The sequence below is a fragment of the Croceibacterium mercuriale genome (assembly GCF_000802385.1).
GTDB lineage: Bacteria > Pseudomonadota > Alphaproteobacteria > Sphingomonadales > Sphingomonadaceae > Croceibacterium > Croceibacterium mercuriale.
The window spans coordinates 2,045,710-2,067,868 of record NZ_JTDN01000001.1 but is presented as its reverse complement, the minus strand read 5'-3'; the positions used below and the strand labels follow the sequence as shown (position 1 = coordinate 2,067,868).

General features: G+C 66.7%; 21 protein-coding genes. 7 read left to right on the top strand and 14 right to left on the bottom strand.

Annotated elements, in window-relative coordinates; translation table 11 throughout:
* The first annotated feature begins 138 nt into the window (after positions 1 to 138).
* From PK98_RS09510 to cobA, 6 genes are all read left to right on the top strand, one after another.
* On the top strand, positions 139 to 1,398 hold the full coding sequence (locus PK98_RS09510; protein ID WP_039096608.1) for a nitrate/nitrite transporter: 1,260 nt from the start codon (positions 139 to 141) through the stop codon (positions 1,396 to 1,398).
* Positions 1,398 to 2,594 (top strand): alginate export family protein, encoded by a 1,197-nt coding sequence (locus PK98_RS09505; RefSeq protein ID WP_039095995.1) that lies wholly within the window; start codon positions 1,398 to 1,400, stop codon positions 2,592 to 2,594. The genes PK98_RS09510 and PK98_RS09505 overlap by 1 nt, the downstream gene beginning before the upstream one ends.
* Positions 2,595 to 2,819: 225 nt before the next feature.
* Positions 2,820 to 5,324, top strand: a complete 2,505-nt coding sequence (gene nirB, locus PK98_RS09500) for a nitrite reductase large subunit NirB (RefSeq protein WP_039095994.1) — start codon at positions 2,820 to 2,822, stop codon at positions 5,322 to 5,324.
* A gap of 5 nt (positions 5,325 to 5,329) precedes the next feature.
* Positions 5,330 to 5,656: a nitrite reductase small subunit NirD gene (gene nirD, locus PK98_RS09495; RefSeq protein ID WP_039096607.1), complete on the top strand. Its 327-nt coding sequence runs from the start codon at positions 5,330 to 5,332 to the stop codon at positions 5,654 to 5,656.
* A gap of 1 nt (position 5,657) precedes the next feature.
* Positions 5,658 to 8,249 (top strand): nitrate reductase, encoded by a 2,592-nt coding sequence (locus PK98_RS09490; protein WP_039095993.1) that lies wholly within the window; start codon positions 5,658 to 5,660, stop codon positions 8,247 to 8,249.
* A complete protein-coding gene (gene cobA, locus PK98_RS09485; RefSeq protein ID WP_039095992.1) occupies positions 8,242 to 9,051 on the top strand; it encodes a uroporphyrinogen-III C-methyltransferase in 810 nt (269 codons plus the stop codon). Before PK98_RS09490 ends, cobA begins: the two co-directional genes overlap by 8 nt.
* Before the next feature lie 111 nt (positions 9,052 to 9,162).
* Here cobA and PK98_RS09480 read toward each other — a convergent pair whose 3' ends face one another.
* The 14 genes from PK98_RS09480 to PK98_RS17360 all read right to left on the bottom strand — a co-directional run bounded on the left by PK98_RS09480 (position 9,163) and on the right by PK98_RS17360 (position 21,390).
* Positions 9,163 to 9,810, bottom strand: coding sequence for a PH domain-containing protein (locus tag PK98_RS09480; protein ID WP_052208282.1), 648 nt, complete (start codon positions 9,808 to 9,810; stop codon positions 9,163 to 9,165).
* Positions 9,811 to 10,074: 264 nt separating this feature from the next.
* The gene (locus PK98_RS09475; RefSeq protein WP_039095991.1) at positions 10,075 to 11,091 is read right to left on the bottom strand and encodes an oxidoreductase; all 1,017 of its coding nucleotides are present in this window, start codon (positions 11,089 to 11,091) and stop codon (positions 10,075 to 10,077) included.
* A gap of 574 nt (positions 11,092 to 11,665) precedes the next feature.
* Entirely contained in the window at positions 11,666 to 12,367 is a 702-nt protein-coding gene (locus tag PK98_RS09470) for a hypothetical protein (protein ID WP_039095990.1), read from the bottom strand.
* Positions 12,368 to 12,383: 16 nt separating this feature from the next.
* On the bottom strand, positions 12,384 to 13,571 hold the full coding sequence (locus tag PK98_RS09465) for a PASTA domain-containing protein (protein ID WP_039095989.1): 1,188 nt from the start codon (positions 13,569 to 13,571) through the stop codon (positions 12,384 to 12,386).
* Positions 13,568 to 14,236 (bottom strand): hypothetical protein, encoded by a 669-nt coding sequence (locus PK98_RS09460; protein WP_039095988.1) that lies wholly within the window; start codon positions 14,234 to 14,236, stop codon positions 13,568 to 13,570. Before PK98_RS09460 ends, PK98_RS09465 begins: the two co-directional genes overlap by 4 nt.
* The gene (locus PK98_RS09455) at positions 14,233 to 15,180 is read right to left on the bottom strand and encodes a hypothetical protein (protein ID WP_039095987.1); all 948 of its coding nucleotides are present in this window, start codon (positions 15,178 to 15,180) and stop codon (positions 14,233 to 14,235) included. Before PK98_RS09455 ends, PK98_RS09460 begins: the two co-directional genes overlap by 4 nt.
* Before the next feature lie 33 nt (positions 15,181 to 15,213).
* A complete protein-coding gene (locus PK98_RS09450; RefSeq protein WP_039095986.1) occupies positions 15,214 to 15,744 on the bottom strand; it encodes a hypothetical protein in 531 nt (176 codons plus the stop codon).
* A gap of 15 nt (positions 15,745 to 15,759) precedes the next feature.
* Entirely contained in the window at positions 15,760 to 16,536 is a 777-nt protein-coding gene (locus PK98_RS09445; RefSeq protein WP_039095985.1) for a hypothetical protein, read from the bottom strand.
* Between the two features lie 32 nt (positions 16,537 to 16,568).
* Positions 16,569 to 16,997: a hypothetical protein gene (locus PK98_RS09440; protein ID WP_200884994.1), complete on the bottom strand. Its 429-nt coding sequence runs from the start codon at positions 16,995 to 16,997 to the stop codon at positions 16,569 to 16,571.
* A gap of 50 nt (positions 16,998 to 17,047) precedes the next feature.
* Entirely contained in the window at positions 17,048 to 18,823 is a 1,776-nt protein-coding gene (locus PK98_RS09435; RefSeq protein WP_152608578.1) for an OmpA family protein, read from the bottom strand.
* 13 nt (positions 18,824 to 18,836) lie between these two features.
* Positions 18,837 to 19,430: a hypothetical protein gene (locus tag PK98_RS09430; protein ID WP_200884993.1), complete on the bottom strand. Its 594-nt coding sequence runs from the start codon at positions 19,428 to 19,430 to the stop codon at positions 18,837 to 18,839.
* On the bottom strand, positions 19,423 to 20,403 hold the full coding sequence (locus PK98_RS09425) for a hypothetical protein (RefSeq protein WP_152608577.1): 981 nt from the start codon (positions 20,401 to 20,403) through the stop codon (positions 19,423 to 19,425). Before PK98_RS09425 ends, PK98_RS09430 begins: the two co-directional genes overlap by 8 nt.
* Positions 20,404 to 20,752: 349 nt before the next feature.
* Entirely contained in the window at positions 20,753 to 21,016 is a 264-nt protein-coding gene (locus PK98_RS17365; protein ID WP_235425448.1) for a carboxylesterase family protein, read from the bottom strand.
* 71 nt (positions 21,017 to 21,087) lie between these two features.
* The gene (locus tag PK98_RS17360) at positions 21,088 to 21,390 is read right to left on the bottom strand and encodes a carboxylesterase family protein (protein WP_235425447.1); all 303 of its coding nucleotides are present in this window, start codon (positions 21,388 to 21,390) and stop codon (positions 21,088 to 21,090) included.
* 172 nt (positions 21,391 to 21,562) lie between these two features.
* On the opposite strand from PK98_RS17360, the gene PK98_RS17045 reads away from it, so the two are divergent.
* Positions 21,563 to 21,784, top strand: coding sequence for a hypothetical protein (locus tag PK98_RS17045; RefSeq protein ID WP_039095979.1), 222 nt, complete (start codon positions 21,563 to 21,565; stop codon positions 21,782 to 21,784).
* Positions 21,785 to 22,159 lie beyond the last annotated feature (375 nt).

Sequence of the window (22,159 nt, the reverse complement as noted above, 5' to 3'; positions counted from 1 at the left end):
CAGGGGCGGGGCACGGACAGCACCAGCAAAAAGCAGCAAAGCCGCTGACCGTATGGGCATCAACATGCCTGTACGGCCGCGGCTTTTTTCGTGTCCACGATCCGGCGTGCCGCGCCGGATGCCTGGGGGAACAACATCATGGCAACCGCTTATCTGGCCGGCACCGATCGCCCGCCGTCAACTGCGCCCGCCGCCAAGCAGGCCGCCGACAGCTTCTGGCGCAGCGGGCACACGCCCACGCTGATCGCCGCCTTCCTGTATTTCGACTTCGCCTTCATGGTGTGGGTTATCCTTGGGCCGCTGGCACCGGACATTGCCGCGGCCCTGTCGCTCAGCCCGGCGCAGAAGGGGTTGATGGTCGCCACGCCGACCCTGATGGGCGCAGCTCTGCGGGTGGTGAACGGGTTGCTGGTGGACCGGATCGGTCCCAAGCGGTCGGGCGCGATTGGTCAACTGATCGTGATCGGCGGCCTGCTGAGCGCCTGGACGCTGGGAGTGGACTCCTTCGGCGGCACGCTGGTGCTGGGCGTGATCCTGGGCTTTGCCGGAGCCAGCTTCGCCATCGCCCTGCCGCTCGCCAGCCGGTGGTACCCGGCCGAACACCAGGGTAAGGCGATGGGCCTAGCCGGCATGGGTAATTCCGGCACGGTGCTCGCCGCCTTGTTCGCGCCGACTCTGGCCAAGCTGTTCGGCTGGAACGCGGTCCTGGGCCTCGCGTGCATTCCGCTGTCGATCGTTTTCGTCATGTACATGATCATGGCGAAGGACGCGCCAGGCCAGCCAGCGGCCAAGCCTATCGCCGCCCATTTCACACCGTTGAAGACGGGTGACGCGTGGTGGCTCATGGGCTTTTACGCGGTCACCTTCGGCGGCTTCTCCGGGCTCGCCTCCTCGCTGACGATCTACTTCACCGACAGGTTCGCGCTGACCACGGTGGCGGCTGGATATTGCACGGCGGCCTGCGTGTTCGCGGGATCGCTTGTGCGGCCGATGGGCGGTGCGCTGGCGGACCGGGTGGGCGGCATTCGCGCGCTGCTGGTGGTGTTCGCCGTCGCCGCGATCGCGCTGGCCGGTGTCAGCATCGCCAGCACGTTGGTATCAGCGCTGGCGCTGTTCGTGCTGGCGATGCTGGCGCTGGGCACAGGCAATGGTGCGGTGTTCCAGCTGGTGCCGCAGCGTTTCGGACAGGAGATCGGGGTGATGACCGGGCTTGTCGGCATGGCCGGCGGCGTAGGCGGGTTCTGGCTCGCATCGTCGCTGGGCGTGGCGCGGCAGTTCACCGGCAGCTTCGCGGGTGGTTTCCTGGTGTTCGCCGCGCTGGCCGTGCTGGCGCTGGGCGGGCTGCTGGCGGTGAAGGCGGGCTGGCGCGCGCGCTGGTCTACCGCAGCGCGGATCTGATGCGGGCCATCGGCCTGCTGGCGGCGGGCACGATGCTTGCCGCCAGTCCTGCGGCCGCGCAGGACATCACTCCGCTGCTGGAAGTCCGGACGCGGTATGAGCATGTCGAGCAGGCCGAGCTGCCGCAGGACGCCGATGCGCTGGTACTGCGGGTGCGGGCAGGCGCGACGGTCACCAGCGGGCCGATCGGCGTGCTGGTGGAGGGGCAGGCACTGTGGGCGCCGGTGGACCGCTACAATGAGGGCCTGCACGGCCCTGCCACCCGGCCGCTGGTGGCCGATCCGGAGAACTTCGCCCTCTACCGCGCTCAAGTGCAGTATCGCAGCGACCTGCTGGTGTTGACTGCCGGGCGGCAACGCATCGCGCTGGATGACGAGCGGTTCATCGGCAATGTCGCCTTCCGCGCCAATGCCCAGACGTTCGACGCGGCTCGCGCTGAGATCGCTCCCGCAACGGGCCTGAAGGCGGACCTGACCTATGCGTGGAGCGTGCGGACCATCTGGGGCTTCGACGGGCGCGGCGCTCGGCCACAGGCGGTGGGTGGGGACAAGGTCCTCGCCAATCTCGCCTGGACCTCTCCTATCGGGAAAGTAACCGCTTTTGGCTATCTGCTCGACCAGGACGAGACGGCGTTGCAGCGGCAGTCGAGTCAGAGCTACGGCGTGCGGCTGACGGGCGCGCAGCCGGTCGGCGGCGGGTGGGCGCTGGCCTACCAGCTGTCCCATGCGCGGCAGGCGGACTGGCGCGGCAGTCCCGAGGATTACCGCGCCCGCTACTGGCTGGCGGATGCCGCGCTGGAAGGCGGCGGCTGGCGGCTGGGTGGCGGGTACGAGCTGCTGGGGGCGGATGATGGCACGCCACTGACCAGCTTCCAGACGCCGTCAGGTACCAACTTCAAGTTCCAGGGCTGGGCCGACAGGTTCCTGACCACGCCGGCCGATGGCGTGCAGGACGTCTACCTGCAGGCCGGCCGCACGTGGAAGAAGGCCGGCGCGGCGGACGTGCTGGCATTGCAGGCGGCATGGCACTGGTATCGCAGCGACCGGCAGGACCGGGCCTATGGCCGCGAGCTGAACCTGCTGGCCAGCGCCAGCTTCGGCCGGAACGCGCTGTCGGCCCGCTACGCGCATTATGACGCGCAGGCTTTCGGCAGCGATGCGGACCGGTTCTGGCTGCAATATGACTGGGTGCTGTGAACCGGCAGCATGTCGCGTCGGCAAACAAAATTTCTGCTTATGCTTGAGTATCGATTTGGATCGTTCTAAAACCACATGGAAGAGAGCAAGGACGCTCTCGATATCAGCGCCGCGACGATCCGCTGCAGGATCGCCAAGGCACCGTTGATGGCAAGGCCGCCATCCAGGCTCCGGGTTGAACCGGGGCCCGGATGGCGGCCTTTTTTCGTTCTTGGAGCACAGCCGATGGACTTGCAGACCGGCCTCGAACCGGCCCTCCTGGTGGATGGTGATGGCGACCTCGCACTCGCCACCAGGCCTGACCGCCGCCACCTGGTCGTGATCGGCAATGGCATGGCCGGTTGCCGCGCGGTGGAGGAGCTGCTGGCGCGCGACGGCGGCAACTGGCGCGTCACGATCTTTGGGGCCGAGCCGCATGTGAACTACAACCGGATCATGCTGTCGCCGGTGCTGGCTGGCGAGAAGAGTTTTGACGAGATCGTCATCAACCCGCGCGACTGGTACGACGACAACGCCATCGACCTGGTCACCAGCGATCCCGTGATCGCCATCGACCGGGACGCGCGGACCGTCATCAGCCGGTCCGGCCGCACGGTTGGCTATGACCGCCTGCTGATCGCCACCGGGTCCGACCCGTTCATCATCCCGGTGCCGGGGCATGATCTGCCCGGTGTCATCAGCTTCCGTGACATGAACGATGTCGACACGATGCTGGCGGCCAGCGCCGCGGGCGGGTCCGCTGTGGTGATCGGTGGCGGGTTGCTGGGGCTGGAGGCGGCGCACGGGCTGGCGCTGCGCGGAATGCAGGTGACAGTGCTGCACCTGATGCCGACCCTGATGGAGCGCCAGCTGGATGAGGCGGCCGGCTGGCTGCTGAAATCGGCGCTGGAGGCGCGCGGGCAGGTCGTCCTGACCGGGGCCGACACCGCCGCGATCTATGGCGAGGGCCGCGTGGAAGGCGTGCGGCTGAAGGACGGGCGCGAGATCCCGGCCAGCCTGGTGGTGATGGCGGTCGGCATCCGCCCGGCGGTGAAGCTGGCGCGTGAGTGCGGGCTGGCAGTCGGGCGCGGCATCCAGGTGGACGACCACATGGTCACCAGCGATGCCAATGTGCTGGCGGTGGGCGAATGCGTGGAGCACGACGGACAGGTCTATGGCCTGGTCGCGCCGCTGTGGGACATGTGTCGCAGCCTGGCCGATGGCCTGATCGGCACGACCAACCCCTACCGCGGTTCCGTCACCTCCACCAAGCTGAAGGTATCAGGCATCGACGTGTTCTCCGCCGGGGACTTTTCCGGCGGGGAAGGGTGCGAGGACATCGTGCTGCGCGATGCGGCGCGCGGGATCTACAAGCGGGTGGTGCTGCGGGCCGACCGGGTGATTGGCGCGGTGCTGTATGGCGATACCGCCGATGGCAGCTGGTATTTCGACCTGCTGAAGAAGGGCACCGATATCGCGGACCTGCGCGATGTGCTGATCTACGGCCAGGCCTTCGCCGCCGGAGGCGGCCCCGCGGACCCTAGCGCAGCCGTTGCGGCCCTGCCGGCAGATGCGGAGATCTGCGGCTGCAACGGCGTCACGAAAGGCCAGGTGGTGGATTGCATCGAGGCGGGCGCCGCCAGCCTGGATGCCGTCCGCCAGACCTGCAAGGCATCGGCCAGCTGCGGTTCGTGCACCGGCCTGGTGGAAACGCTGCTGGCGTTGACCCTGGGCGCGGACGCGGTGGAGAGCGGGCCGAAGACCATGTGCGGCTGCACCAGCTTCGGCCATGACGATGTGCGGCGCGAGATCGTGGCGCAGGGCATGCGCTCCATACCGGAGGTGATGCAGCTGCTGCACTGGTCCACCCCCGATGGCTGTTCCAGCTGCCGCCCGGCGCTGAACTACTACCTGCTGTGCGCGGCGCCGGGCGAGTACCGGGACGACCAGCAAAGCCGCTTCGTCAACGAACGCCTTCACGCCAACATCCAGAAGGACGGCACCTACTCGGTCGTGCCGCGCATGTGGGGCGGGCTCACCAACCCGCGCGAGCTGCGCGCCATCGCCGATGTGGTGGAAAAGTACGAGGCGCCGATGGTGAAGGTGACGGGTGGCCAGCGGCTCGACATCTTCGGCATCAAGAAGGAGGACCTCACCGCCGTCTGGGCCGACCTCAACGCCGCCGGCATGGTCAGCGGCCACGCCTATGGCAAGGCGCTGCGCACGGTGAAGACCTGCGTGGGCAGCGAATGGTGCCGCTTCGGCACGCAGGATTCCACCGGTCTGGGCGTCACCATCGAGCGGCTGAGCTGGGGCAGCTGGATGCCGCACAAGTTCAAGATCGCGGTCAGCGGCTGCCCGCGCAATTGCGCCGAGGCAACCATCAAGGATTTCGGCATCATCTGTGTGGACAGCGGATATGAACTGCATGTCGGCGGCAATGGCGGCATCAAGGTCCGCGTCACGGACCTGCTGTGCAAGGTGACGACCGAGGCCGAGGTACTGGAACACTGCGCCGCCTTCATCCAGCTCTACCGCGAGAAGGCCCGCTATCTGGAGCGGACCGCCCCGTGGATCGAGCGGGTGGGGTTGGGATATATCCAGGATTGCCTGCTGACAGACCCGGCGGAGCGCGTCGCATTGGCCGAACGGTTCCACCATTCGCAAAGCTTCTCGCAGGACGATCCCTGGCAACAGCGTGTCGCGGGCAGCGATGCCGACCTTCACCAGCAGCTCGAACCCGCGGAGTGATCCCGATGACCCCCATGATCGATATCGGCCCGGTCGATGCCATCCCGCTGCGCGGCAGCCGCTCCGTCACCCTGGATGGCCAGAACATCGCCGTGTTCCGCACCGGCGACGACCGCATCTTTGCGCTGGTCAATCGCTGCCCGCACAAGCACGGTCCGCTGAGCGAGGGCATCATCCACGGCCACGCGGTCGCCTGCCCGCTGCACAACTGGCGCATCAGCCTGGAAACGGGCGAGGCGCTGGGGGCGGACAAGGGCTGTACGCCCACCGTGGCGGTACAGGTGGAGGCGGGACGCATTCTGCTGGCCGCGCCGATCCGGGTCGCGGCCTGAAATGGATGCGCCCGTCCGCACCACCTGCGCCTATTGCGGGGTCGGCTGCGGCGTGCTGGCGCGCCGCATCGGGGATCGCGCGCTGGAGATCGCCGGCGATCCGCAGCACCCGGCCAACAGCGGCCGGCTGTGTTCCAAGGGCACGCATCTGGGCGAGACCGTCGGGCTGGAGGGGCGGCTGCTGCACCCGCTGATCGGCCGCGCCGGGGCGGGCAAGCGGGCAAGCTGGGACAAGGCGCTTGGGCTGGTGTCGAAGCGCTTCGCCGACACGATCCGGCAGCATGGGCCCGACAGCGTGGCCTTCTATGTCTCCGGCCAGTTGCTGACGGAGGATTATTATGTCGCCAACAAGCTGATGAAGGGCTTCATCGGCTCCGCCAATATCGACACCAATTCGCGGCTGTGCATGTCCAGCGCGGTCGCCGCGCAGACCCGCGCCTTTGGCGAGGATGTGGTGCCGGCCAGTTATGCCGATCTGGAGGCGGCGGACCTGCTGGTGCTGGTGGGGTCGAACACCGCCTGGTGCCATCCGGTGCTATACCAGCGGATGATGGCCGCGCGCGAGGAGCGCGGCACGAAGCTGGTGGTGATCGACCCGCGCCGCACCGAGACGGCGGAGGGTGCGGACCTGCACCTGCCGTTGAAGCCCGGCAGCGACGTGCTGCTGATGAACGGCCTGCTGGCGCATTGCGCCCGTGAAGGGCTGGTGGATGACAGTGTGCTGAGTGTGCCGGACGGCTTCTGGGAGGCACTGGCGAAGGGGCACGATCTGTGGAGCGTGGCAAAGGGTTGCGATCTGCCGCCGGCCGATGTGCAGCGCTTCTTCGACCTGTTCGCCGCGCACTCGCGCACGGTCACGATGTTCAGCCAGGGCGTGAACCAGTCGCTGCGCGGCACCGATGGCGGCAATGCGATCCTGAACCTGCACCTCGCCACCGGGCGCATCGGCCGGCCCGGCGCCTCGCCCTTCTCCATCACCGGGCAGCCCAATGCGATGGGCGGGCGCGAAGTGGGCGGTCTCGCCACCACGCTGGCGGCACATCGCGGGTTTACGCCGGACGATTGTGCCGACGTAGCCCGCTTCTGGGCCGCGCCGAACATCGCCAGCAAGCCGGGCCTGAAGGCAGTGGACCTGTTCCGCGCCGCGGGGGAAGGGCGGATCAAGGCGCTGTGGATCATGGCGACCAATCCGGCCGTCTCCATGCCCGATGCGGCCCGCGTGCGGGAGGCGTTGGCCGACTGCCCGTTCGTGGTCGTGTCCGACGTGATGGCGGAAACCGACACTTCGCTTCACGCCCATGTCCGCCTGCCCGCCGCCGCCTGGGGGGAGAAGGACGGCACGGTCACCAATTCCGAACGCCGCATCAGCCGGCAGCGCGCCGTGCTGCCGTTGCCGGGCGCGGCGCGGCCGGACTGGTGGATCGTCAGCGAGGTTGCCCGGCGTATGGGCTGGGGCGATGCCTTCGCCTACAATCATCCGGCGGAAATCTGGCGTGAACATGCGCGGCTGACCGCCTACCGCAATGCTGGCGCGCGGGTGCTGGACCTTGGCGCGCATGCCGCGCTGACCAACCGCGCTTATGACGCACTTGCGCCGGTCCGCTGGGGCGGCGAGCCGTTCGCGGCAGGCCGCTACCCCACGCCCGATGGGCGTGCGCGGCTGGTGCCGGTGGTGCAGCGAGAAGCGGATGCGCCGTTGCCGCGCTGGCCGATGGTGCTGAACACCGGCCGCTACCGCGACCAGTGGCATACGATGACGCGCACCGGCCTTAGCCCGAAACTGGCGCGTCATCGGGAGGAGCCGCTGGTGGAGGTGCATCCCGACGATGCCGCCGCCCTGGGCGTGGCGGATGGCGGCCTTGCCCGACTGGCGACGCCGCAAGGCGCCAGCCTGTTCCGCGTTGCGCTGGCAGATGGCCAGCGCCGGGGCGAGCTGTTCGCGCCGATCCACTGGACCGACCACACCGCCACCGGCGGGCGCACCGGCCTGCTGCCGCGCGACGGCACCGATCCCCATTCCGGCCAGCCCGGCTTCAAGCAGACGCCCGCCCGGCTGGAACCGGTCGCGCTGGGCTGGCGCGGCTTCCTGATCCGGCGCGGCGATGCGCCATTGCCGGCGATCCCGTGGGCCGTGCGGGTGGCGGTACCCGGCGGCGTATTGTTCGAATTGGCCGGCGATGGCGACCTGCCGGAAGCAAGCCTGCCAGCAGGGCACCGCATGGAGGCGAGTGATCCCGCTCGCGGCACACGGCGCATCGCCGTGCTGCAGGACGGCCGCCTTGCCGCGGCGCTGTTCGTCACCGCCACGGGCGAGCTGCCCCCGCGAGACTGGCTGGTGGCGCAGCTGGGGGCAGAGCATGGCCCGCTGGTGCTGGCCGGGCGCGCGCCGGGGCGGCAGGAAAGCCGCGGCCCGGTGGTCTGCGCCTGCCTGGATGTGGGCCTCCACACCATCGTTGCCGCGATCCGCAGCCAGCAGCTGGTGGATGTGCCCGCGATCGGCGCGGCACTGGGCGCAGGCACCAATTGCGGATCGTGCCGCCCGGCACTGGCCCGCATCCTGGCCGGACAGACATTGGAGACGGCGCATGGCTGACGACTTTCCCGCAGGTTCGGTCTGGCTGGTGGGCGCGGGGCCGGGCGATCCCGAACTGCTGACGCGCAAGGCCGAACGGCTGCTGGCAGCGGCGGAGGTGGTGTTCCACGACGCGCTGGTCGGCCCCGCCATCCTGGACCTTGCACCGCAGGCGCGGCTGATGCCGGTGGGCAAGCGATCGGGCCGGCACAGCAAGGACCAGGGCACGATCGACGCGCTGCTGGTGGAGGCGGCATCGAGCGGCGCGCGGGTGGTGCGGCTGAAGGGCGGCGATCCATCGATCTTCGGCCGCTCGATGGAGGAGCTGACCGCTTTGAGGCATGCCGGCATTCCCGTGCGGATCTGCCCCGGCATCACCGCCGCCAGCGCCACGGCGGCGTCCGCCGGCCTGTCGCTGTCGCTGCGCGGCATTGCCCGGCGGGTGCAGTTCGTCACCGCGCACACGCGCCGCGGTGCCGCACTGGACCTCGACTGGGCGGCGCTGGCACAGGCCGACGCCACGCTGGCGATCTATATGGGGCGGGAGGCAGCGGGCGAGGTCAGCCGCAACCTGATCGCGGCGGGTCTGGCCGGCAGCACGCCCGCGCTGATCGCCTGCAATGTCAGCCTGCCGGACGAGAAACTGCTGCGCACCCGGCTCGACCTGCTGCCGCTGGCGGTGAAGGCCCTTGCCGCCGACCTGCCCACGCTGATTCTGATCGGCGACGCGGTCGCGCTTGAGGTAGGAGCCTCATTGAGCGTCACGTGTCTAGGGCGGGGTCGCCTCGTTAAGGTCGATGCCGCTCGGTCATGGCCGCGGTAGGAAGCGCCTGACCCTCGCTACCAGCCCACACAGCCGTAAGCCTAAGCTACGAAGATGAACGAATGTCCGTCTCTGAGACGCGAGCAAAGCAGGCTAAACGTCCGCGTTGGGTCACGATGGAGCCTGATTGGAGTCGGCTGAGCCAGTATTTTTCTCGTTCTCTGACAGACGCGCCTCGATCCGGAGCAGTGTGTCGCGGATGTTGATCAGCACTTGTCGATCGTCGTCTACGGACAGGTGAATTCGCGAAGCCAGAGCGTCCCGCTGCTCAAGAATCTGATCGCGCAACGCTCGAGCGTCAAGCAACCCGACCAGATCTGCATCTGATTTGCTGCCTGATGATCCCGACTGGCCCGCGGTTTCGATGCGTAGCCGTAGCAAGCCAAACGCAGACAACAGCGGGCCTTCGCGGATCGATATGTCCTGGATCTTGTCGATCGGAATAGTCAGTTCGCGGCGAAACAATAGTCCCTTGCCTATCACAACATTCCGGTCGTTCACTTCGCATCGCAGCGTTGCATGATAGCGCTTGATCCAAGGTGGACCGATGAGCAACCAGAGTGGCAAAAGGGCAATGCCAACAACGGTCGCGGCGATCACGGCCGTCCAGTGGAAGAAAAGATATATCCGTAGTTTCTGGCTAAACGTACCGCGTAACAGGACCTTTTGGCAGAGACGGTCGGTTGTTGGTCCCAGCATTACGTCCCCACATCCAAGCTTCGCCTGATCATGCCTCGTGGCTCCAGCGATGAGAACCATTTCGTTGGTTTCGCCACTCGTGCGCTATCGCAATCTGCCTCTCCAAACCGCAACAGTTCCCTCTCCTCCCTGTCTTGCCGGCCATCAGCTAGATCAGAGCGCCGGAAAGCGGCCGTAAGATCGTGATGAATGAACGGCCGGAGTCGGGAGGTGGGAAGGGAACTCTGCATGGCTGCCTTGGGTGGGGTTCTCACCTGCTGGATCAGAGCTTCATGCTGGCCTGTCATCCGGCCAACACGATCTTGGTTCGGGACCAAGCGTCATTCAGTCCTCCCCTCGTCTGGCGTCTTGCAGTCCCGCGTCGAGTACATTCATTACCGCGATGGCCTCGGATGGCGGGACAGGGTTCGGACCTTCGCCGCGCAGTGCCGCTACAAGAGCACTCCAGAACAAGCGATAGTCGCCGGGTTCGTTGGCGATCTCACTTGCGACACCATTTGCATCTGTGAAAATGCCGGGCACCGGATCGTGCCCCCAGTCGCCCTGCGGCAACTTGCCCGCCACCGCCGCCGCCTCCTGTAAGTCGGTACCGTGTTTGATCCAGCTACCGCGCGTACCGTGAACCGCAAACCGTAGGCCGTGTTCGGCCGCGAGCTTGCTAGAATGAAGCAGGACACGAAGGCCGGGATAGCGCAGCACAGCGTGAAAATAGTCCGGAGCAGGAGCTCCGTCACGCAGGGTTGCGATGTCAGCGCTGATCCCGCTGGGCACCCCGAACAATTGTAGCGCCTGGTCAATCAGGTGGGGTCCGAGGTCCTGCCATGATCCTCCTTCGCGGGCTTCCTTCCAGGTTGCGGCCGGCTCGGGCCGCCAGCGATCGAAGTGGCTTTCGAACTGGACGATGTCGCCCAGCATGCCCTCACGCAGGAGTCGCTTCAGGGTGAGGAAGTCGGCATCCCAGCGCCGGTTATGGAAAATAGTGAGGAGCCGTCCTCGCGCTTCAGCTTCGCGCGCGACCTCGTGGGCATCGGCGAGCGTGGTCGCGAACGGCTTGTCGACCAGGACGTGCTTACCCGCGCGCAGGGCTGCCAAGGCATGGTCGGCATGCAGCGCGTCAGGGCTGCTGATTACCACCAGATCGATGCCCGGCTCCGCCAGCAGCGCGTCGATGCCGGAAACCACGAGGGCGCCAGGCAGATCGGCGTGCACCTTGGCCGAGTCGCGGGAGACCACTGCTCGCAACGACATTCCCGGGGTCACGCGGATATACGGCGCATGAAAGGCTCGGCCGCCGAGCCCGTAGCCGATCAGTCCGACGCCAATGTCAGCTAGCTGCTTCACTGCTTCACCATAGATCGAACGCGAGGTTGCATGCAAATGACCGAGCCGGCTCCACGTCACGCACCTTCAGCTAGCCCTACTGTTTGGCAGGCAGGCGGAAACGATCACATCGCACGCTGCGGCCTGTGGAATCAAGGCGGCTTGCGGCAGGACTGTCGCATATCACGAGCAGGTCGCGCATCGATTGCTACGAGGTCGTGGGACAGCCGCTATTTGGCGAGGTCACTGTGTATCCGGGATCCGGCCTGCTGTCGGTCGTGCCGGACTCGCTCGACCGGCACAGGGCCTGCTCTGGATGCAGGCGCGCGACTGCTCACCGTGTTAAATCGCTGTAGGCTCAAGATGAATAAGCGTCCGCTTCCTGGGAGCCCGTCGCCGAACGTCCGCACCGGGGTCATACAGCCGACGAGTAAACTGGGACCGGCTTTGATCTGATCACGCCAACTGGCAGGCGCGCCATCGCTGATGTCCCGGACGACACCTGGCAACCGGCTGGCGGCCAGGCGGCACAATCCAGTTCTGATGCTCGGCTTCGCGGCAATTTCCGCACGGAGGCTGCACTGGCGGCGCCGGGTCAGCCGTCCGGCTTCAGCGTGACGTTCACCGTCGCATCGCCAGTCATGATGGTGCCGGCCTCCGGCTCCTGTTCCGCGATCGGCCGCGTCTCGTCCGGCTGGGCCACTTCCGTCCCTTCTGCATCCACGACCTGGATCGCGATGTCGAGCGACAGTGCGAGCGAGCGGGCCACGCCCAGCGTCGTGTTCATCAGGCTGGGGATCACGCGCAGTTCGTCCACCCGGCCGGGGGCGGGGACAGGTACGATCTTGAAGGTGATCTTGGAACTGGCCGTAGCGCTGTAATTGTAGCGGTTCTGGAAACTGGCATCGACCGGCGTGACATAGGTCGTCGGCAGCTTGCGCACGGCCACACGCGAGATGTTGGCGATGCGGGCACTGGCCAGCAGTGACGGGTTGAGGACGGGCGGGACCGCCGCCGCCGCGGCCTGCCCTTGCATGCCGGCGCCGGAGATGCGCATGGCGACTGTCACCTCGCCGATGGTCTCGGGCAGGGCGTAGAAGGTCGGCCGATATCCGATCTCCCGCAGCAAGGCGATCATCTCGTCACCCCCGTCGCGGTACAGCTCCAGCGTCTGTTCGAGCGATCCGCGGTCCAGCGCCTCCTGCGCGGCGGCGACACCCTGGCCGACAGCGGCGATCACGTCGCCAAGGGGCGTGGCGACCGTTTCCCCCAGGAAGTCCGACAGTTCGTTCGGCATGGCCTATGTCCTTCCTTCAACCGGCAAACACGACGGTAATGGTGGCGCCGCGCGCCGCGCGGGTGCCGGCGGCGGGTGCCTGCATCACCGCCTGTCCGGGCGCCACGCCGCCATCCGCCGGCCCGCTGACCGGCGACAGCCGCAACCCCAGTGCGACCAGCACCTGCCGCACGGCGCTTTCGGTCAGGCCGCGCAGCGCAGGCACCACCACGTCGTCCACCGGGGCGGGCGTGCCCTGCTGCCCGAATTCGAAGTCGAATTCCGCCAGACCGCCGTGCATGTCGGTCTTTTCCAGATCGTCCTTGCCCAGGAACTGCACGGTCTGCGCGCCATTGGCGGCCACGCCCTTGATCTTCACTCGCACATTCGCGAGCGCCAGCCCGCCGGCTTCCGCCCCGATGGCGACCTGCGCCTGGCGGATCTGCCGGCCCAAATTTTCCGCCACGGCCTGCGTGCTGACGGTCTGCGCCTGCGGCGCCTTGAGCTGCTCGTTCTCCTTGCGCACCTGTTCCAGCTGGCGGCCCAGATCGACGGCCCGCCCCCGTTCGGTCGCCAGATCCCGTTCCACCACCCGCAAGCCGGCGATCTGCGCCTCCAGCTGCGGGATCTGCTGCACCTTCTGCTGCAATTGCAGGGCCACATTGTCTCGCGACTGCAGGTTGCTGCGGAGCTCGGTGATCTCCTTGTCCCGGGTGGCGAGCTGCACGTTCAGCAGGTCCAGCTGAGGCCGCAACGTGGCGGCGTTCAGCTCCGCCCGCTGCAGGTCAGCGCCAATACCGCGCGCGGCCACCCGCATCCCGGTTGCGGCGTTCGTGCGGATGGAGGCGGGCTGGGCGGCGATGGTGTGGTTGATGCGCGCAAAACGCACATCGACTGCCGCCGGGCTGACCGGATCACCCAGGTCGACCAGGTCACCGAACTCGATCGCCAACTCCCCTGTATCGCGATTGTAGGACAGCCGCCCGCCTTCCGACAGGACCGCATTGGCGGGCGCGCGCACCAGCCGCAATTGCGGGGCGCCGTCATCATCATCCTCTTCCAGCGGGCCGGACAGGCTGATGTTGCCATCATCGCCCGTTGCGCCGCTGGCGACGTTGATCCATTTGCCGGTCTTGAGCGAGAAGCTCTGCATCCGCAGCTGCAGCCCGGCGGCGGGCGCCCCGTCGGCGTTGCTGATGCGGGCGATGCCCAGCACGCTCTTCATGGCTTCGCCGCCGGGATGGAGGTGCTGGCCTTCGCCGCGCCAGCCTGCGCGGTCACCACGATGATCGCGCCTGCCGGCTCTTTCGGGTCGATCGACAGCAGTGTGCCGGCAGTGCCGTCCGCCCCGGTCACCAGCACCGCTTCCGCCAGCAGCGTGCCGCCCTGTGGCCGGTCGAACGCGACATTGTTGACGGCGGACAGCGCCTGCGATGCCCCGGGATCGATGTTCACTTCCACGCGCCGGTCGGCCAGCAGTTCGCCCGCGCTGTTGCCCAGCTGGATGCCGATCCGCAACGTCCTGCCATCCCCTTCCGCCTGTTGCGCCGTGACCAGCAGCCGCGCGACCGGCATCCCGTCACCCGGCGGCACCGCCACGAACCGGCCCGACAGCTTGCTGTCCAGCGACTGCGTGGAGCTGGACGAACTGCCGCCCGCCGGCTTGCTCAGCGCCACGCGGAAGATTGTCCGCCCGTCGGACTGGCGCACCGTCTCGATCCGGGTGTTGATCTCGAAATCCAGCCACGGGATCTGGTACGATGGCAGCGGACGACCATAGGCGTCCAGCGGCGGGCTTTCGTTCAGCGCCTCCTGCGCCTCGCGGAGGCCGGTGGCGAGCGCCAGCAGCGTATCCTCGATGGAGTCCTGCACGAAGCGGTCGGTGCTCATCGGTCCTCCTCCCGCCGCGCCTGCCGGCGTGCCAGGGCCCGGTCGCGCCGGTCATCGTCGCGGCGCTGTTCGTCCTGCACCGCGCGGCGCCTGCCCAGGCTGCGGTCGCGCTGGCGCTGCATGCGGTCCTGCAACTGGTCGATGGTGCCGGTATCCACGTTCAGCAGCCGCGCGGTCCGTTCGGTATAGCCACGCTGGTGCCGGTCCAGGTCGGCGCCGCCGATGCGATCGCGGCGGCGTTGCCAGTCATCCTCCACCACGCGGACCGCACGTTCGGGCGCCTTCGATGTGGTGGCAGCACGTTCGTAGGTCCGGTCCAGCTTGTCCGCACCCTTCAGCAGCCTGTCGACCCCGGTATCGGCCAGCGCCCGGTCGATCGCATCGGCGGCATCCCCCTTGCTTTCGCGACGCAGGCGGTCGCGCCGGGCATCGAGGTCGCGGGACTGCCGGGCGAGCGACGACACGCTCTCGCCGGCCTTTTCCCGCGCGGCCATGAACGTATCGCTTTCGCCGGGCGAGCGGCGCGTCGGCCGGGTACGCCGCCGCAGGGTCTCACCGACGGTCGGCCGCAACGGCAGAGGGGCGGTGACCGGCGGGCGCGGGGCGGGGCGGGGACCATCCAGCCGGGCGCTCGCCAGCGCCTTCTCCTCTGCCCGCTTCTCCTGCGCGGACCCGACGGCACGTCCGGCCTCCTGCTGACGGCTGCGGGCCCATGTCTCCAGTTCCGCCCTTCGTTCGGCCAACGGGCGTACTTCGTAGATGGACGCCAACCGCGGATCGCCGCCGCCGGTCACCTCGCGCATGCGCGCTTCCAGCAGGCGCCGTTCCTCCAGCAGGCGTCGCACCGGGTCGGGCAGTTCCGGCAGGCGCGGTGCGGCGGGGGCCGGCACCGCTGGCGCAGTTCGCGGCACGCCGATGGCGCTGCGCCAGTCACGCCCCGGCATGCGTGGCCTCACGTTGGTTGCGACGGTGCACGATCAATCCTCTTCCGGCGGCGCGATCATACGGCGGATGCGTTCCTCCAGGATCGCGGGCGGGGGCACGGGCACCAGCTTGGTGCGCATCAGCGAACTGCCCTCGGCCGAATACTGGTACTTGGATGCGAAGCTGGCACTGACCGCGCTGACGGACGCCTTGGCCGAGAAGAAGCCCAGGCTGCCCTTGGCCGACACCTTGGTCGACGAACGCTTTACCTCGACCGTCTGCGTCATGGAGATCGACATCTTCAGTTCGATCACCGTGTCCACGAACTGGTAGAAGGTGGGCGTGAAACCCAGTTCCAGCAGGCTGTATTTCGACCCGTCGTTGAATTCGACCAGGTACTTGCGTTCATTGTTGTCCGCAGGCGAGATGTCGTCATCATTCTCCGGCACGTCGTACCCGGCCATCATCCGCGCGATCTTCAGCGAGACGAGGTCCAGCTGGAACTGCGCCTCGGCAATGCCGACGCCCAGATTGCGCACCATCTCGGGAAATGGAACGGCGAGGAGTTCCTGTCCTACGCTCATCGGTCAGGTCCTTTCTCAGCCACCAGGGCTCGGGGAGGGAGCAGGCTTCGGCAGGGTTGCCGCGCGTCGCTCTGCCTCCATGTCCACGATCGCACGGATGCGTTCTTCCAGGATGGGCGGCGGAGGCACCGGGCTCAGCTTGGTGCGCAGCAGGCTCGACCCTTCCGCGGTGTAGCTGTACTTGCTGGAATAGCTGGCATCCACCTGACTGGTCGACACCTGCGTCGCCTGCGTGTTGCCGCGCGTGACCCCGAACAGCGATCCCGTGGGCCGGCCAAGGCGGATGGAGTTGCTGTTGGCCTTGTTCTCGGCCGTGCGGGTGTCGCGGCGGGCGCGGGTATATTCGCTCGAACGGGTGATCTTGATGGCGATCTTCACCTCGATGATCGTATCCACGAACTGGTAGAAGGTTGGCGTGAAGCCAAGTTCCAGCATGGACACGCGCGTGGGCACGCGGACCTGGCCATTCACCTCCTTGCCCTTCTGCGCCTCGACCGATTTCGCGATGGCGGCGCTGGCGCCTTCCTCGTCGCCGCCCGACAGCGCGTTGTCGGCCGCGATATAGGCGGCCGCTTCGGTGGAGGTCATGTAGGTGTGGCCGAAGAACACCCGGCTGTCGTCGAAGGTGTAGTCACCCTCTTCGTTGCGGATCGCCCGCAGGCCGCCCATCATCTCCGCAACCTCGATGGAGCTTTCGTCCAGCTTCAGCTGGGCCTCCGCGATGGCAAAGGCCATCTGACGGATCATGTCCCCCATGGGTACGTTCAGCAGTTCCTGTCCGATCGATGGCATGTCTCAGCCCTCCTTTCCTGTGAACTCCGGCGTCAATTCTTCTCGTTATGCCGCCGCAGCACGGCGGTAAGCTGGTCGGGCGGCGGCAGGGAGACGATGCGGGCCGCGATCGAGCTCTGCCCCTCGCTCCCGACCGAGAACTTGCGCGCGTAACCGACATCCACGCTGGCCGCGAACATGACGAAGCCGACGCCGCCCCCGCCGCTGACACTGACATCCACGCTGGTCTCGGTGGTTTCCGACATGGAGAAGGACAGCTTCGCCTCCACCGTCGCCTCGGTGAAGGCATAGAAGGACGGCGCGAAGCCCAGCGACAGCAGCGTGTGCTCCTCGTCGCCGATCATCACTTTGGTTTCCGCCATCGACTTGGCGATAGCGACGGAGTTGATGTCCATCGCGCTTTGCGCGCGGGCAATGGACAGGCCGAGTTGCTCGATGATCTGCGGCAGGGGTGCGCTCATCAACGATCGGGTGACGGCTGGCGTGTCGGCCATGGTTCAGCACCTCCCGATCATGACAGATATTCCTTGATCGTCGCCAGGAACTCGGGCGGAGCCGGCACCGCAACGATGCGCGCCGCGATGGAGGAATTGCCGGTGACGTTGGTCTCGTACTGCTTGGAATAACGTACATCCAGCGTCACCCCGACTGCCACCGTGGTGGTGCCGGTCTTCGTCTGCGTGATGGACTGGCTCTGCGTGCGGCTGAACTGGGTGGTGACGGTCACGTCGTCCGTGCCAGACAGCTGGATTTCCCGGCTTTCGCTGGTCAGCAGCGTCAACGTCCATTCCGCACCTTCGGGGCAAAGGTGGACCGTGGCACCGTTGACCCACGCCTTCAGCTTCGCCGCGGCGTTGGCATTGATGTCGGCCGCCAGGTTGATGGCGTAGCTTTCCGGCGCATGTTCGGCCTGCCCACCGGCCCCCGTGCCGCGCAAAGGGAAGTCCTGCCCGCTGGCGGAGACCTTGCGGCTGCTGCCGGTCAGCGTACCGCCTTGCGGGCGATAGACGTGGACGAAGCCGTTGGCACCGCTGGCAGGATTGGCCAGCTGGTCGGGCTTGACCTCCGCCTTGACGATCGGGTGCGCATCATCACCGCGCACCACCACGAACCAGTCGGTCACATCCTTGAACCGCATGTCGACGATGCGGTGATCTTCATCCTTGACGCTGTCCGGCTGGCCCAGATCGCGCCAGTGCTGTTCCCCCTTGCTGGGCAACAGCGTCATCTGGTCGGCCGGTGCCGCGTAATCCAGCATGCGCTGGTGGACATAGGCGCCGCGTGCCGTGCCCAGCTTCACGTTGTATGGGGGCGGCCCGCTGGTGTCGGTCATCCCCTCCAGCGTGATCGCGTGACCCGTTTTTTTCAGCCACCCGGCGAGATTTTGCAGCGAGGGGTTCTGCCAGCTTTTGTAGGCCGGATCGTGGTCGAACTCCTCCTGATCGAACTCGTGGAACACCTCCTGCAGTTTGCGCTTCGGCCCGCCCACGATGAAAGTGTCATAGCCAAGCCCCTTGATGGCGGCCGATACCTTCCCGGCATAGGCGGCGACATCGGCGGCGGGTTCGACGTCGACGCTGGTGCCGGATCTCAACGTGTAGGTTTCAGCGACTCCCGGATTGGCGGAGATGCGGATGATCGCCGCCGAATAGGTGCCGCCACCCAGAAAGGTGACGGTGTTGGGCGTCGTCACCACCTTTTCGGACGCCGGGGTAACGGACGGGTTCACCGGCGCACATTCATGCGTTGCCAGCGACCGTTCGATCCCGCTGGACTGGCTGCCTGCCAGGCGCTGGCGCAGGTCGGCGATGCGCGCGCGGGGGTCGGTGCCCTGCAGCTGATAATCCTGCCCGCCGACCTTCAGCGCGCCCTCGCTCTTCATCGCGATCTTCACCTCCGCCTGGCGGTGGCTGGTGCTGGTGGAACTGCCGGTTTCGCTGGAGCTGCTGGACGAATTGCTGCTGTCGTTGGAAGTTGAGCCGGTATCGACCTTCACGCCCAGGTTCAGGCCGATGCTCGTCTCCTCGATCTGCTTCAGGCTGATCTGCAACGCCACCGCCACGTCGGCATGCTGATAGTGGTAGAAGGATGGCGACAGGCCCAGATCCATCAGCGACCGGCCACCCAGGCCGTCACGCGGCTGCACGAAGTGGGCGATCTGCTCCACGCTGTTCTCGTCCAGCGCGCGCTGGGCGTCCGCGATCGACACGCCCAGCGCCTTGATGAAGTCCGAGACGCTGGCTTCCGTCAGGATCTCGCCGGGGGTCATGTCCTTGAGGTCGGGCATCGCGCGCTCCTGCCTAACGGCCTGCCAGCACGGCACGCAGATCGGGCGCGGCCATGTCTGGTGGCAAGGGGCGGGCCAGCCGCCGGTCGACATTGTCCTTGCGGATCACGAAGTAACCCAGTTCCCGCTGCAGGCTGCGCAGCCGGACCGGCGGGACGGCGAAGCCGCGCCGCAGCCAGTCGCTCAGCCGTTCCGCCAGCGGCAGGATGCCGGGCCCGGCTCGCGCGCCTGCGCGGGCCAGCACGGCCTGCGCTTCCGCCAGCTCGCCCGCCTGCAGCAACGCCACGCCCAGCCGTTCCAGGATCGCCCCATGATCCTTTGCCAGCAGGCTGTTGCCGTCGGACAGGTCGCCATAATGCGCATCGGCATCGCGGCAGAAGGTGATGATTTCGGGCAGATCGCCGGCCAGTTCCAGCGCCTCCAGCACGCATTGGGTGTAATGGCGAAAGAACACCTCCGGCGCCCTGGTGGCTACCGCCAGCCGGATCGCCTCGCGAAAGTGGCGCAGCGCCTGCGGGTAATCGCCCGCCAGCAGCGCCAGCTTGCCGCTTTCAGCGATGCCCCAATGGGCCATATGCAGCGCCTGGCCGGTGACAGGGTCAGGCATCGACCACCTCCGCCGTGCAGCCTGCCCGCTGCAGAGCCGCGGCCAGCAGCCGGGCCCGCGTCTCGAACATCGCCGGCGAGCTCCAAGGCGCCACTGCCGGCGGATCGACCCCGAACTGCGCCGCGGCCTGAGAAACCTGTGCCGCCGCGCCCAGCCTCGTCACGTGCACCCGCTCGGCAGCGAAAGTGGTCATCTCCCCCCGCGTGACCAGGCCGGCCGCGGCATAGGCCGATACCTTTTCCACCATCGCGTTGTGTGTCAGGCCATGTTCCAGGATCACCGGCGCCGCTGCCAGCACGTCATGATGGTAGGGGGCAGGAACCGCGCTCAGCCGATCCAGCGCGGCAAGATCGGGCTGTGCGTCCGCGCCATCCAGCCACAGCGCGAAGCGCAGGAAGGCACGGTCCACGATCCGGACATGACCGGTGCGGCCATAACGGTCCCACAGCGCGCGGGCCTGCCCATGCGTCAGGTCGAGCGGATCCAGCTCTGCCAGTTGCCGGCGGATCTCGTCCGCGGCCTTGTGGGAGATCGTCGCTGGCAACGCGGCAAAGCGCGCCTGCTGCTGTACGGAGCCGACCACCGCCACACCGTGCCCGACCAGCGCCGCCCGGAGCGCATCCAACGTCGCCTGGCTGACGGAGCCGAGGACAAGTCCCGGCGGCGTGACCAGCAGATCGATCGCCCGCGCCTCGTCACAGGCGCAGAACGCGGCCAGGATCGCGGGGACCTCCCGCGCAGCGTCGGCGTCGATCACATGGACGGCGACATCCATCAGTCGACCCGCATCCGTCTCGGCAACCAGATCGTCTGGCACCACTTCTATCTCGAGGCCGGTTTCCGCCAGCATGCGGGCCAGTTTCTCGGCGGCGGCCGGCTGCAATCCGCGCACCAGCCGCGACGGTGCCTGATAGATGGCGCGCAGTGTCGCATCGATCGGTAGCCCGAGACCATGGGCGATCGCCACCGCCATGCTCGGTCGCGCCTGCCCGACAGATCGCACCATGACGCAGGCGTTCACAGCATCCTCCCCAACCCAAGTATAGAACCTGAGTTTCAAGCACTTCTAACCAGCGCCTCCTCGAAAAGTGAGGCGCGCTGCTGTAGCTCGACTCAGTATTTACACCTGCATCACAAGACTCGCAAAGTTATTTGCTTAGAGATCTGAATCAGAATGCAAACGTTTGTTTGTGTTACGCTTTCCGCAGTGTTGCTGCGCCATTGACGTCGTTCGGTCATAGGCGCGACGCTTGATCGTTCACCGCGCCCACCGATAAATCCTGCCTTGGCAAAGGCGATCAAGGTCTCCGTCATTGCACTGCTCAGCGCACGATCCTTGGGCGTCCAAGCACGCGTGCGACGATACCGGTTAAAGCTTTCCCACGTGCCAGTCCTTCTACTGCTCCAAAGCCACAGAGCGCTTCATCACGTGTGAAGCCGAGCAGCAACGGCACGTCGTTCTGCTTGCCTTCAGCGAAGGTTGTCTCGACTGGTGACGTCAGCACATAGCCATCCTGGCTGGCCCCGATCGCGGGCGCGCCTGGTACGCGCGGCACGGTTAGCCGATCCACCGGCAGGTTGCGCATGTCTGCCAAGGTGTCAGCCTCGATGAGTTGCTGGAACTTGACGCCCTCTGCCGCTTGCTGAAGCGCACGGATTACAAACGGCCGATCGAACCAACGGAGGCTCCGCTCATGCCGACGGTCCGTTGAGACAATCCGTTTGCAAGAGGGCTTGCTTGTAGCGCCAGCACCGACATGAAGCCTGCCGACTGGCCGACAACGGTCACATTGTCGGGATCGCCACCGGACTGGCTGATGTTGTCACGAACCCAGCCCAGAGCCGCGATCTGATCAAGGAAGCCATAATTGCCAGATGTCTGGTGAGAAGATTCCCGTGACAGATCCGGATGAGCAAGGAAGCCGAGTACGCCATGACGATAGTTCAGATTCACGAACACGGCGCCATGCTGCGCGATCGTCCGGACGATGTAGGCACATCGGTCGAACCGCCGATCGCGGTACGCGGTCAGCGGGGGGATCGTGCGCGCGCGACCTGCTGACCACTAGGAGAAATACCTCGACAGCGTCGAAGCTGACACTGGCCGCCAGGTAGTCATCCAGCAGATCAAGATGCGCCATCGCTCGCACGACGTTGGCTTGCTGGATGATGCCGACGCCGCAGACAGACCAGTGCGGATCGCGCTCCACAACTTCGACCGTGTCGCCACGGCCACGTCGCGTGATGGCGGCGGTGAGTCCGCCTATGCCGCCGCCAATCGCGAGTATCTTCAACGCTTCCACGATGCCCCTCCGTGCGGCTCTTTGGCCGCGATCTGTCGGGACAAGGAGTAAGTGGATTTTGCCGGCTTAGAAAACCGATTGGTTTTGTGGTGGATGATTAGCTTTTTTTGTAGTCAACGGGGCTTACGCTTGAGCCAGGATCACGCTGCCGTGTTCACTACATGCGCGCTTTTGCGCTCCAGCCCGCGCAGCTCGGCGAGCCCGCGCAGTCGGCCCAGGAGCGAATAGCCCGGATTGTCTTGCGGCTTAGGTCATCCGGCATCTGATGTCCGTGATCCGGGTGCATCGGGATAATGCGGCCTTCACGGACGGACAATCGATGGATCGCTGTCACGACTGCTGGCGTGCCAGCACTTCCATCCAGATGGAGTCACGGTACGAAGAGTCGAGGTTGTCGCGTGGCAATGTCCCCTTCAATCAAAAGCA